General features: G+C 60.3%; 9 protein-coding genes. All 9 read left to right on the top strand.

Annotation, left to right across the window (positions count from 1 at the left end; all coding sequences use genetic code 11):
• Positions 1-2 precede the first annotated feature (2 nt).
• Positions 3-188, top strand: coding sequence for a hypothetical protein (locus tag HNO51_RS17565; protein ID WP_209537746.1), 186 nt, complete (start codon positions 3-5; stop codon positions 186-188).
• An 11-nt stretch (positions 189-199) separates the two neighbouring features.
• Positions 200-988 carry an ERF family protein gene (locus HNO51_RS17560; RefSeq protein WP_209538016.1) on the top strand — a complete coding sequence of 263 codons (789 nt, stop codon included), beginning with the start codon at positions 200-202 and terminating at the stop codon, positions 986-988.
• A 113-nt stretch (positions 989-1,101) separates the two neighbouring features.
• Positions 1,102-1,713, top strand: a complete 612-nt coding sequence (locus HNO51_RS17555; protein WP_209538015.1) for a lambda exonuclease family protein — start codon at positions 1,102-1,104, stop codon at positions 1,711-1,713.
• Positions 1,714-1,724: 11 nt separating this feature from the next.
• Entirely contained in the window at positions 1,725-2,222 is a 498-nt protein-coding gene (gene radC / locus HNO51_RS17550; RefSeq protein WP_209538014.1) for a RadC family protein, read from the top strand.
• A 213-nt stretch (positions 2,223-2,435) separates the two neighbouring features.
• On the top strand, positions 2,436-3,533 hold the full coding sequence (locus HNO51_RS17545) for a DNA cytosine methyltransferase (RefSeq protein ID WP_209538013.1): 1,098 nt from the start codon (positions 2,436-2,438) through the stop codon (positions 3,531-3,533).
• Positions 3,496-4,056, top strand: a complete 561-nt coding sequence (locus tag HNO51_RS17540) for a very short patch repair endonuclease (RefSeq protein WP_209538012.1) — start codon at positions 3,496-3,498, stop codon at positions 4,054-4,056. The genes HNO51_RS17545 and HNO51_RS17540 overlap by 38 nt, the downstream gene beginning before the upstream one ends.
• The gene (gene drmD / locus HNO51_RS17535; RefSeq protein WP_209538011.1) at positions 3,971-7,093 is read left to right on the top strand and encodes a DISARM system SNF2-like helicase DrmD; all 3,123 of its coding nucleotides are present in this window, start codon (positions 3,971-3,973) and stop codon (positions 7,091-7,093) included. Before HNO51_RS17540 ends, drmD begins: the two co-directional genes overlap by 86 nt.
• Positions 7,090-11,373: an Eco57I restriction-modification methylase domain-containing protein gene (locus HNO51_RS17530; protein WP_209538010.1), complete on the top strand. Its 4,284-nt coding sequence runs from the start codon at positions 7,090-7,092 to the stop codon at positions 11,371-11,373. Before drmD ends, HNO51_RS17530 begins: the two co-directional genes overlap by 4 nt.
• A complete protein-coding gene (locus HNO51_RS17525) occupies positions 11,370-12,575 on the top strand; it encodes a restriction endonuclease (protein ID WP_209538009.1) in 1,206 nt (401 codons plus the stop codon). The genes HNO51_RS17530 and HNO51_RS17525 overlap by 4 nt, the downstream gene beginning before the upstream one ends.
• The last annotated feature ends 8 nt before the right edge of the window (positions 12,576-12,583 follow it).

Here is a 12,583-nt window from a genome sequence, read left to right as displayed (position 1 = left end):
CCATGCCACTGCCCCTCTCACTGGAGGCCTGTCGGGCGCTGACGCAGCTGACCCGCCAACTGCTTGGTGCTGGCCAAAAGCAAACCCAGACCCACGTGATGGCTCATGGCCAGGTATTTCGCGTGGTCGTGTCGTTGGAGCCGGTCCCTGCCGATCAGCTCCAGGATGTCTTCAAGCACTATCAGTAAAAGGAGGTCACATGACCACACCCAGCCATTCCTCGCGTAGCAAGACCAACGGCCGTGCTCCGGCTACCCGCCAGGCCGCGATCACTGAGACGGTACCGGTCCCGGCGTCGCCGCTTCAGGAGAGTACCGCGATCATTCAGGTGATCGAGCGGGCTGCTCTTAACCCTGAAGTCGACATCGACAAGATGGAGCGCCTGCTCCAGATGCAGGAGCGCGTGCTCGACCGCCAGGCGCTGATGGCCTACAGCGCCGCCATGGCGGCGATGCAGACGGAACTGCCGAGCATCGCCGAGCGTGGCCAGGGCAACAACGGTGCCTACGCTACTCTAGAGGATATCGTCGACACCGTGCGTCCGATCATGAAGCAGCACGGCTTCGCGGTGAGCTTCCGTATCCAGACCCAGGAGCGCGGTATTCAGGTGACCGGCGTGCTGATGCACAAGGATGGCCACCGCGAGGAGACCAGCATGCTGCTGCCAGCCGATACCAGTGGCAGCAAAAACGCCGTGCAGGCCTTCGGCTCATCGACCAGCTACGGCAAGCGTTACGTGCTGTGCGCTCTGCTCAACATCACCACCCGGGGGCAGGATGACAACGGCCAGGGTGCTGCACCACCGATGAAGGTGGTCACGCCCTTTCAGGCGAGTCAGCTCCTGCAGCTGATCAGTGCCTGTCCCGTCACTACCCAGGAGTGGTTCGTCGGCAAGTACGGCGACGTGGCGCAAGTGCCGCGCAGCGACTTCGACAAGCTGCGTGCGTCGTTGCAGAAACGCGCCGTGCCCCAGCGTCAACGCCACTGAACCATCACCGAAACCATCCACCCCTACTACCATCACCCAATCCATGACACCTGCATAAACCGGCGAGGGCTCTCCCTCGCCGCTATGCCGTCATGTCGCGAAGGAGATTCGTCATGCAGATCCTGACACTGGAACAGGGCACGCCCGAGTGGCATGCGGCCCGTCTCGGTATCGTCACCATGTCCGAGTTGAAGACGCTGCTGGTCAAGGGCAAGGGGCCGGGAGGCTTCGGTACTGGCGCCATCAGCTACATGCATCAGCTGATTGGCGAGCGCATAACCGGCGAGCCCTCGGATGCCTTCCAGGGTAACGCCCACACCCAGCGCGGTCATGAGCTTGAGCCCATCGCCAGGGAGCTTTATCACGAGGCCACCGGCCTGCCTCGCATGGAGCAGGTCGGCATCATCCTCAACCACGGGGTGGGCTACTCGCCTGACTGCCTGGTGGACAGTAACGGCCTGGTGGAGATCAAGACCAAGCTGCCCAAGTACCAGATCGAGCTGCTGCTGGTCGACGAGCTGCCCCAGGAGCACGTGGCGCAGTGCCAGGGCGGGCTGTGGGTCAGTGAGCGGGAGTGGATCGACTTTGTCAGCTATTGGCCTGGCATGCCGCTGTTCGTGAAGCGTGCGTATCGGGACGAGACGCTGATTCGCACCATCGCCGAGCGCGTAGAGGCGTTCTACGAAGAAATGGAGCGCCGCATGGCGCAAGTGATGGCGGCCTGAGGTGAACAATCATGAACCATCGTAAGCTGAGTGCCGGCGAAACCGCCGGCACCTACCGGATCAACGATACGGTGACCGAAGCAGAGCTGCTAAGCATCGCCAAGGCCTTTGCCCGTCGCCGGCTGGCCAGGGGGCGCAAGATCACCCAGCCAGCGCTGGCCTTCGAGTACCTGCAGGTTCTGTTGCAGGATTATGAGCACGAGGTGTTCAGTGCCGTCTTCATGGACAGCCAGCACCGTGTGATCTGCTTCGAGGAGCTGTTCCGCGGTACCAACGATTCCGCCAGCGTCTACCCTCGGGAGGTTGTCAAGCAGGCACTGGCACACAACGCCGCCGCGGTCATCTTCGTTCACAACCATCCCAGTGGCGATCCCGAACCCAGCGACGCAGACCGGCGCATCACTCAGCGCCTCAAGGAGGCTTTGGGCCTGGTCGAGGTGCGCGTCATCGACCATATAGTGGTCGGTAGTCAAGGCTGTGTCTCATTTGCAGAGGAGGCATACGTCTGACTTCCTCTCAGCACGCAGATGCCAGCTTTCAGGATGGCATCTGTACCCCAATCATTCCGTGAAACAAACAAGGCAGAGAGCTTCTTTGACGAGCCTGGAAACCCCTTCTGTATTGCATGGCGCTACGCCTAGTATGATAGGTTTAGTCCACTTACCGGCTCCAGTCTCGTCTATTGCTCTTAAGTTATTGTTTTTTATCTAAAAGGAAGTTGTATGGCTAACATTGCCTGCATAGACCTGTTCTGTGGTGCAGGAGGGCTCACCCATGGTCTCGTGCTCGAGGGCATAGACGTGACCGCTGGTGTCGACGTCGACCCAGCCTGTCGCTATCCATTCGAAACTAACAATCAGGGGGCTCGCTTCCTAAAACGAGACGTGCGTGAGCTGGAGGGGGAGGAGCTGAACTCTTTGTTCGGTGAAAGTGAGGTCCGGTTACTGGCAGGCTGCGCTCCATGCCAGCCTTTTTCCACCTATGCCCAACGCTACGACATCAAGCGCGACCATAAATGGGGATTGCTGTACGAGTTCTCACGCCTGGCCGAAGCTACGACTCCAGATCTCGTGACCATGGAAAACGTGCCGAGTCTCGCCAAGAACAAGGTATTCCTGGACTTCGTCGAAGAGCTCGAGCGGCTAGGCTACCGGACGCATCACGAGATCGTCGACTGCTCCAAGTATGGTGTGCCGCAGACACGTCGACGCCTTGTCCTGTTGGCTTCCAGGCACGGTGATATTCGTTTGGTCCCTCCCACCACGCCAGAACCTCGAACTGTCCAGGACGTCATTGGGCATCTACCCAGGATCAAGGCGGGAGAGGCCTTGCCGAGCGACCCACTGCACACCGCTTCCAGCCTTAGCGACATCAACCTGAAAAGGATAAGGGCTTCCAAGCCTGGTGGGAGTTGGAAGGATTGGCCCGAACATCTGGTGGCAGCTTGTCATCGCTCTAAGACAGGTAGTACCTACCCGAGCGTGTATGGCCGCATGGAGTGGGGCAGGCCTGCCCCGACCATGACGACTCAATGCCATGGTTATGGCAACGGCCGATTCGGGCACCCGTCTCAGGATCGAGCCATTTCGCTGCGTGAAGCTGCGATCCTGCAGAGCTTCCCCGAAACCTACAAATTTGCTGCCTGTCATGAGGATGTCAGTTTCTCGACGTTGGCCAGGCTGATCGGAAATGCCGTTCCCGTTGAGCTCGGTCGAGCAGTTGGGAAAAGTGTTTGGGCACATCTCGAGTCCCTTGGGTTGGCACCGGTAAAGGCAGTTTGGAATGGTGGATCGCGGGATACCGAAGCCCACATCTCCTGAAGCCAGGCGTCGTATGCAGCGTACCCGTCGAAAAGACACGTCGGCGGAGATGCTCTTACGTCGTGAGCTTCATCAGAGAGGCTTACGCTATCGCATTGAATACAAAGTCATATCGAAGCCGAGGCGGGTGGCAGATATAGTCTTCACCCGTTATCGGCTTGCCGTCTTCGTCGACGGCTGTTTCTGGCATGGATGCCCTTTGCATGGCACATGGCCCAAGCACAACGCCGATTTCTGGCGGGACAAGATCGAGGCCAATCGTCACAGGGACTGCGACACAAACCGTCGCTTGCTCGAGGCAGGATGGACGGTGGTTAGGATTTGGGAGCACGAGCCGCCCCGAGAGGCAGCTGATCGAATAGAACATGTTTTGAACGAACTGAAGGGCGAAGCTGCTCAGTGCACAGGGCAGGGGCCCGACACCGAGGAGAGCTCGTATGTCGGAAGTGGTGGAAGCGACACAGGAAGTCGAGAGGGTTGCGGGCGTACCCGAACCGGGCCAGCTGGTGGAGGTGAGGCGTAGGCAATGGGTGGTGGCGGACGTCGTCCCCTCCGACATCGCAGGGAAGCAAAGGACTCAGCATCTGTTGCTGTTGTCGTCCATCGAGGACGACGCCCTGGGTGACGAGCTCCAGGTCATCTGGGAAATCGAGCCCGGGGCCCACATCATCGAGCGCGCCGGTTTGCCGTCCATCACGGGCCTGGACGACGCTGACACACTTGACGCCTTCCTGGACGCGGTCCGCTGGGGAGCTGCGACCAATGCCGACAGGGGCTATCTGCAGGCGCCGTTCCGAAGCGGCGTCAGCATCGAGGACTTCCAGCTCGATCCCCTGGTGCGGGCCATCGACATGGCGCGTGTCAACCTGCTCATCGCCGACGACGTGGGCCTCGGCAAGACGATCGAGGCCGGTCTCGTCATCCAGGAACTGCTACTTCGCCACCGTGCCAGGACCGTGCTGGTCCTCTGCCCGGCATCGCTTCAGGAGAAGTGGCGCCAAGAGATGCAGGAGAAGTTCGGACTCGAGTTCCGCATCGTCGACACGCCCTACCTCAAGAAGCTGCGTCGCGAACAGGGGCTGCACGCCAACCCCTGGACCTCGTTCCCCCGCCTCATCGCCTCCATGGACTGGGTCAAGCAGGGGGAGGGGCTGCGCCACCTTCGTGATGTTCTGCCGGTACACACCAACTTCCCGCGCCGCTTCGACCTTCTCGTCGTCGACGAAGCCCACAACGTGGCTCCCACGGTCAAGCACTACGCCGTCGACAGCTTGCGCACACGGCTGGTGCGCATGCTCACCCCCCACTTCCAGCACAAGCTGTTCCTGACGGCGACGCCGCACAACGGCTTCACCGAGTCCTTCACCGCGCTGCTCGAACTGCTGGACGACCAGCGCTTCGCCCGCAACGTGGAGCCTGACGAGTCACGACTCGCCAGCGTCATGGTGCGGCGCCTGAAATCGGAACTCGTCCACCCCGATGGACGTCTCGTCTACGCTCGTCGGCGTCTCGAGGCACTGGAGGTCCACTACACGCCTGAAGAGCAGCGGATCCGGGAGCTGTTGGACCGTTACATCGCCAGTCGTGAATCTGGCGAGGCGGAGGATCGCACTGCGCAGCACTTCGTGCATCAGCTCCTGAAGAAGCGTCTCGCCTCGTCGACCGCCGCCTTCGCCTCCACGCTCGCCAAGCACGTCGACACCATGGAGGGGCGTGGTGGCACCGGCGAAGAGCGTGCGAACAGGCTGGATGTCGGCATCCTCCGTCGGGCGATCGCCCGCACCGAGGAGGACTACGCCGATGATGGACAGCGTGACGCCGCCGAAGCGGAAGCCCTGATCGAGGTCGATCGTCGTAGCCGTCCCCTCGATGACGAGGAGGGGGAGATCCTTCGCGAGCTCATGCAGTGGGCTCAGAGCAACGCCCACCGCACGGACAGCAAGGCGACGGCCATTATCGACTGGCTCGAGAGTCACATACGACGCGACGGCGCCTGGTCGGACGAGCGGGTCATCCTGTTCACGGAGTATCGCGACACCCAGCGCTGGCTCCAGCAGATCCTCTCGGGTCACGACTTCGGCGCCGATCGAATGGAGCTCATCTACGGTGGCATGGACACCGAGGAGCGCGAGAAGATCAAGGCAGCGTTTCAGGCGCACCCCAGCGAGTCACCGCTGAGGATCCTTCTGGCCACGGACGCCGCATCCGAGGGCATCGACCTGCAGAATCACTGCAGCTTGATGATCCACGTCGAGATCCCCTACAACCCCAACGTCATGGAGCAGCGCAACGGGCGCATCGACCGTCATGGTCAGAGGGCCGACGAGGTCCGCATCTGGCACCCGATCGACGCCAACGGCGAGGTGGGGGTCGACATCCTGCGTGCGCTGAACAAGCTGGACACCATGCGTGCCGACATGGGCAGTGTGAATCCCGTCATCGCCCCCCAGCTCCCGGCTCTCCTCGAGGGGCGGATCAATGAACTCGACACCCAAGAGGCCGAGGTCCGCGCCAAGAAGAGCCGGCACCTGATCAAGTCGGATCGGGATCTGCGCGAGCGAATCGCCAAGCTGCACGAACGCATTGAGGAGACCCGCCGGGAGCAGCACTTCGATGCCGAGCACATCGAGAGAGCGGTACGCACGGCCCTGCGCATCGCCGAGAAACCCGATCTGGAACCGACGTACCTCGAAGGCGTTCCGGAGGGCAAGGTGTTCAGACTCCCCCCGCTCTCGGGTAGCTGGGCACAGGGGCTGGAGGGTCTGCTGCACCCCTTCACCAAACGGGTCCGGCCGATCACCTTCGACCACGACCTCGCCAAGGGGCGTGACGACGTCGTCCTGGTGCACCTCAACCATCCGCTGGTGCAACTGTCGTTGCGGCTCCTGCGCGCCCAGGTGTGGGAGCGTGACGACGTCAAGCGCCTCGAGCGAGTGGCAGTGCGAGCGCTGCCCGATGATAGCCTCGAGGCTCCCGCCGTGGCCGTGGTGTCCCGGCTGGTGATCACCGGAGGGCAGCACCATCGTCTGCACGAGGAGCTGACCGAGGCAGGGGGATATCTGAGGTCGAATGGCTTCAAACGCGAGGAGCGGGTCACGACCATCCGCACCTGGCTCGATGAGTCCCGCCCGGCGAGGGTGACGGAGGATCACTTCCAGGCCCTCCGGGAGCGTTTCGAGCAACAGCGAGATGCCGTGATGGCCACCGTGGAGGCGAGATCTCGCGATCGTCTGCGCTACCTGACCAATACCCTTGAGAAGCGTAAGCGCCGTGAGATCGACGACATCCAGCAGGTGTTGGGCGAGCTCCGCCAGTTGCTCGAGAAGGAGCTGTACGGGAACGGAGAGCCGGAGCAGTTGGACATCTTCAGCGATGCCGAAAAACGCCAGCTGCAGGTCGACCGCGCTGCGCTGGAGGCGCGCCTCGATCGCCTGCCCTCCGAGTTGGAAGACGAAGTCCGAGCCATCAAACGTCACCACGCCGACCCCACGGAGCGCACCTTCCCCGTCGCCGTCGTTTTTCTGATCCCCGAGTCACTCGCCAAGGAGGTCGAGGCATGAGCGAACGTCACGATTGGCTGAACCTGGTCGAGGTGTCCGGCCCCTTCCTGAGCATCCCGGTACTGGACGAGGCGTTCCCACAGGGGCTGGAAGGACGCGACAAGCGCGGTGCAGCCCGTCTTCGCCAGGCGTATGACGAGTGGCGTGAGGCTGTCGACCTCGACGACCCGAGCCTGGACGAGCTCCACCGCGCCTGGGTGGACGAGGTGCTGGCGACGGCGCTACAGATGGGTGACCGGGACCTTCGCCGCGGATACCAGGTCGGTGACGCTCTGCACGTGTCGCTGCCGGAGCATGGCGTGACCCTGACGCCGGACATCCTGCTCGTGAATGTGAACGACCCGGACAAGCCCCTCCTGCCGATCTTCGTCCAGGCCCCCAATGCGCCGCTCGACGAGGTCGTCCATCGAGATGGTTGGGCGGCCTCCCCGGCCGAGCGCATGGTGCACTACCTCCGCGGTGTCGACTGCCCCATCGGCCTCGTCACCAACGGTGAGCGCTGGATGCTCGTCCATGCCCCGGCCGGCCAGGTGACGAGCTTCGTCAGCTGGTACGCGCGCCTCTGGAGTCAGGAGACCGAGACCCTGCGTGCCTTCGTCTCGCTGCTGGCCGTACCTCGTTTCTATGGTCCCGAGGAAGGGCAATTGCCCAGCCTCTTTGCCAGGTCCGAAAAGCATCAGGACGAAGTCACCGAGGCCCTGGGGGACCAGGTGCGTACGGCGATCGAGGTGCTGATCCAGGCCATCGACAAGGCCAACCAGGATCGCAATGGGGAGCTGCTGGAGGGGGTGACGCCGCAGGAGCTCTACGAAGGCGGCCTCACCGTCATGATGCGGCTGGTGTTCATCCTCTCGGCGGAGGAGCGAGGACTTCTCATGCTGGGCAACACCACCTACGACAACAACTACGCCCTGTCGACCTTCCGGCAGCGCCTGCGCCGAGTGTCGTCTAATGCCCACGAGCTCCTGGAACGGCGACACGCCGGCTGGTCGCGGCTGTTGGCACTGTTCCGGGCCATCTACGGTGGCATCGAACACTCGGACCTCCGGCTGCCCGCCATGGGGGGGTCCCTCTTCGATCCCGATCGTTACCCGTTTCTCGAGGGCCGAGCCAAGGGCTCCAGCTGGCTCACCGACGCCGCGGATCCGCTGCCCATCGACGATCGTACCGTGCTGCTCATGCTCGATGCCATCCAGAGCTTCGAGGGACGCACGCTCTCCTATCGCGCCCTAGACGTCGAACAGATCGGGCACGTCTACGAGGGCTTGCTTGAGCGTACCGTCAGACAAATCGATGAGGTCACGCTCGAGCTTCGGGGTTCCTCCAAGATCAAGTCGCCGAAGGTGACGCTACGTGAGCTCGCCGAGGCCGGGCTGGACGGCCAGGAGGCTCTGATCGAGCTCCTCAAGGAGCGGACTGGTCGCAGTATTTCGGCACTGAGAAATGATCTGCAACGTTCCTGGGACGATCGCCTGTCCGCCGCACTGATGACCGCCTGTCGAGGAGAGGTGGATCTGCATGATCGGGTCGAACCCTACATGCACCTGATGGCCCTGGATCCCTGGGACCACCCCAGGCTCTATCACCCGAGGGCTTATGCCGTGGTGTTGGGCAGTGACCGGCGCGAGACAGGGACACACTACACGCCGAAGAGCCTCACCGAGAAGATCGTCCACGAGACACTGACGCCGGTCGCCTACGTCGGTCCGGCGGAGGGCAAACCAAAAGAGGAATGGCGGCTGAAGTCCCCGGCAGAGCTGCTGGACCTGAAGATCTGCGATCCGGCCATGGGGTCGGGAGCCTTCCTCGTTCAAGCCTGCCGCTGGCTGGGTGAGCGGCTCGTCGAAGCCTGGAGCCAGGCCGAAGCCTCGGGCGGGGTCGTCAGCGTCGACGGCGAGGTGCTGACGAGCGCCGGAGAGAGTGAGCTGCTGCCACGGGATACCGATGAGCGAACAGTGATCGCTCGCCGGATCGTAGTCGAGCGCTGCCTCTATGGCGTGGACATGAATCCGTTGGCGGTGGAGCTGGCCAAACTGTCGATCTGGCTGGTGACGCTGGCCGAGGGGCGTCCCTTCGGTTTCCTGGACCACAACCTGCGCTGTGGCGACAGCTTGCTGGGGATTCATAGGTTGGACCAACTCACTGAACTCTCGATGAGGCCCACCGGAAAAGGCCAACAACGCTTGTTTGGGCAGAACATTGAGCGGGCAGTTCACGAGGCGGTCGAGTTGCGGCAACGGCTGCGTGATATACCGATCCGGGACATCAATGACATTCAAGCTATGGCACGGCTGGATGCAGACGCGCGGCGAAAGCTTGAAGTCGCAGATTGCATTGCTGATGCCTTCATTGGTGAAGTATTGCTATCTGGTGGGCGTTCAATTGACCTTGAGTATGCCATTGGTTCACTGGCGGTTGAAGCCGATGAGGCAGTATCTGGAGACTATGATGCCCTGCGTTCTATTACTTGCAGATCAGGCGAGGCGCTGGCAAATGCTGCCCGAGGGAGGTCTGATCAGCACCCTTTTCATTGGCCTCTAGAGTACCCTGAAGTATTTGTCAGGGAGGCGCCGGGGTTCGACGCAGTTGTCGGTAATCCACCTTTTCTAGGGAATCGTCTCTGGAAGGGGGCTATGGGGGAAAAGCTACAATGGCAGTGCCAAATGGTTCTTGGCGCTTCGCCTGGAAAGATTGACTTGTGCGTCGTCTTCCATCGCCGTGCTGTGGACTTGCTTCGAGATCATGGCTGTTACGGGCTGCTTGCGACTAGCAATATCGCTGAAGGCAGTGCTCTCAAGGTCGGTCTTGGGGCCATAGTCAACAATGGAGACATCTTTTTCGCCAATAAAGGCATGCCTTGGCCAGGAACGGCTGCGGTCGTTGTCGCCGTCGTAGGTTTTATGAAAGGAGACTGGCGAGGAGGCTGTAAAATCGATGGAAGAGAATGCGAGAGGATAGGCCCTCGGCTGGAGCCGGAGGTGGCGAATACGTGGGTGCCGAAAAAATTATTAAGTGCACCTTTCGCTTTTGAAGGGGTTAACAATAGCAAGGGTATGTCGTTTGTTGTAACGCCGGATAGTCCTTGGTTCGAGTCGTTAAAAAAAGAAAGCAATAGCCTGCTTCGCCCATATATTACGGGAGATGACATCACGAGCTCTGCTCTGAATTGCATCAACCGCTGGGCATTGGATATTGGTGACCTTAGTTTGGAACAGGTAGAAAAGCACTGGCCCATCGCTTACCGGTTTCTCATTGAGGAAGTGAAGCCTACTCGCACGGAAAAAGCGTTAAAAAGTTACAAAGGGCTGATTGATCGATGGTGGCAGTTTTGGAATCATCGTGCTGACTTGATGCGACGGTTAAGGATGCGTGAGAAGTTTATTGGTTACTCTAAGAATACAAAGTATCCCATAGGCATGATTGCGCCAACCGAATGGATTTACACAAACAAGGTGCTTCTTGTTGGTATGGAGCGAGAGGATCTTTACTCCATTTCTCTTAGCACAGGTTTTCGTGCCTGGCTAGAGCGCTTTTGTGGAGGTAATCTTGGAGAGACGCTTTCTCTTTCCATCAGTGAATCTGTTGCAAAGTACCCCGTTCCAGAGTTTGAGGTTTCCCAGGAAGGCATTGACGCTGCCGATCATTTTAACGATATGGTTGTTGCTTTCAGTGCCAAGAATGAGTGTGGCCTTACCGATGTTATGAATGCTATTAATTCTCCGGACGTTTCTGGTGCAGATGTTGAGCAGTTGCGACATCTGATGGTCACGATTGATGCTGAAGTCTTGGCAGCATATGAATGGGATGACCTGGAAATAGAGTATGGTTTCAGGGAGGCTTCTGAGAGTTCAAGCAGGTATCCTTCTCGCTGGGCTTTGTCTGAGGAGCTCCGGATCGAGATTTTGAATAGGCTTTTAGAGCTGAATCGTGAGCATTGCGAGGATAAAGCTGCTGAGGTGGAAGGCAACGATAAAGTTAGTCCTGCATCAAAGGATGCAACGGTTAGGCATCAAGAGCAAAGGAAGAGCTCAGCTCAGTCAGCTCTTGGTTTCAATGTTTCTGTTGGTAGTGACCCACAATTTGACAACACTGGTGGAGCCATTCTCGATTTTCTGCGTGCTCATGAAGGCTGGCATGCCAAGTCAAATATCTTGACCGCGGTCGGTCTTGCAGAAAAACACTGGAATTCTACGATACGAGACCTCGTTGACCGAGGGCTCGTCGAGAGGCATGGGGAGCGCCGTGGTGCTCGTTACCGTGCCGCGAGAAACGGATCATGAGCCGGGTCGTTCCTCATGGCGTTCTATCGAGCTGTGACTTGATCGTGGATGCCGTATACGAAAGCACCCACGATGGCCAGCTGGCTGGTGAGCCGATCAGCAAGCTGCTACCCGGCACGGGCAACATGGGTGGCTTTCGGATGGCGGGGCGTGGCCAGGTCAGAAATTGGGTGGTTCTGTACACCACGGGGCATGACTCCGACTGGCCCGACACCCTTGATCCGAGTACCGGGCTCTTCACCTATTACGGTGACAACAAGCGGCCCGGGCACGAGCTCCACGACACCCGAAAGGGCGGAAATGCGCTGCTGCGGCATGCTTTCGATCTCGTACACGGCGACCAGGCACCGCGCGCTGGCGTTCCACCGTTCTTCGTGTTTCGCAAGCACCCCACCGAGCACGGTGCCCGCTCCGTGCAGTTCCGGGGCTTGGCCGTGCCGGGCTTTCCTGGCTTGTCCGCCACTGAGGATCTCTTGGGCATCTGGAAGTCGGCCGAGGGTCAGCGTTTCCAGAATTACCGTGCCCACTTCACCATCCTCGACGTGCCTATGGTGGAGCGTCGTTGGCTCAACGACCTCGCAACCGGCGACGCGTTGACGGAGCACGCTCCCCACGCGTGGCGGGAGTGGGTGACGAAGGGCCACTATCTGCCCCTCACCGCCGAGCCCACCACGACCATTCGCTCAGTTGCCCAGCAGACGGTCGACACCAAGATCAAGGCAGACATCCTTACGGCTGTCTGGGGCCACTTCAATGCCACTCCACACGCCTTCGAGGCATTCGCCGCTCGTGTCTATCAGATGACCGACACGCGCGTCGTCGTCGACGAGATCACCCGTGGTGTGGTGGATGGGGGTCGTGATGCCGTGGGCCGCTACTCGCTGGGTTTGATGTCCGACCCGGTCCACGCCGAGTTCTCACTGGAGGCGAAGTGCTATCGCCCACCCGTCGTTGGAGACAGTTCACCCGTCACGGTGGGCGTGAAGGACGTCGCTCGTCTCATCTCGCGCATTCGACACAGGCAGTTCGGTGTGCTGGTCACCACGTCGGTGGTGTCGAAGCAGGCCTATGAAGAGGTCCGTGAAGACCGGCATCCCATCATCTTCATCTCGGGCCGGGACATCGCCGAGATATTGATCAAGAACGGATACAATTCGAGAAGCAGGGTCGAGTCTTTGTTGAACAACGAATTCGGGAACTGAGGGGGAAA

The sequence above is a fragment of the Billgrantia sulfidoxydans genome, assembly GCF_017868775.1.
Taxonomy (GTDB): domain Bacteria; phylum Pseudomonadota; class Gammaproteobacteria; order Pseudomonadales; family Halomonadaceae; genus Halomonas; species Halomonas sulfidoxydans.
The sequence above is the reverse complement of the archived record's forward strand: the minus strand, read 5'-3'. Positions and strand labels throughout refer to the sequence as shown.

What these genes read in the sequence shown, in the direction of transcription:
- HNO51_RS17565 (WP_209537746.1), top strand. Translation starts at nt 3, where the DNA reads ATGCCACTGCCCCTCTCACTGGAGGCCTGTCGGGCGCTGACGCAGCTG.
- HNO51_RS17560 (WP_209538016.1), top strand. Translation starts at nt 200, where the DNA reads ATGACCACACCCAGCCATTCCTCGCGTAGCAAGACCAACGGCCGTGCT.
- HNO51_RS17555 (WP_209538015.1), top strand. Translation starts at nt 1,102, where the DNA reads ATGCAGATCCTGACACTGGAACAGGGCACGCCCGAGTGGCATGCGGCC.
- radC (WP_209538014.1), top strand. Translation starts at nt 1,725, where the DNA reads ATGAACCATCGTAAGCTGAGTGCCGGCGAAACCGCCGGCACCTACCGG.
- HNO51_RS17545 (WP_209538013.1), top strand. Translation starts at nt 2,436, where the DNA reads ATGGCTAACATTGCCTGCATAGACCTGTTCTGTGGTGCAGGAGGGCTC.
- HNO51_RS17540 (WP_209538012.1), top strand. Translation starts at nt 3,496, where the DNA reads ATGGTGGATCGCGGGATACCGAAGCCCACATCTCCTGAAGCCAGGCGT.
- drmD (WP_209538011.1), top strand. Translation starts at nt 3,971, where the DNA reads ATGTCGGAAGTGGTGGAAGCGACACAGGAAGTCGAGAGGGTTGCGGGC.
- HNO51_RS17530 (WP_209538010.1), top strand. Translation starts at nt 7,090, where the DNA reads ATGAGCGAACGTCACGATTGGCTGAACCTGGTCGAGGTGTCCGGCCCC.
- HNO51_RS17525 (WP_209538009.1), top strand. Translation starts at nt 11,370, where the DNA reads ATGAGCCGGGTCGTTCCTCATGGCGTTCTATCGAGCTGTGACTTGATC.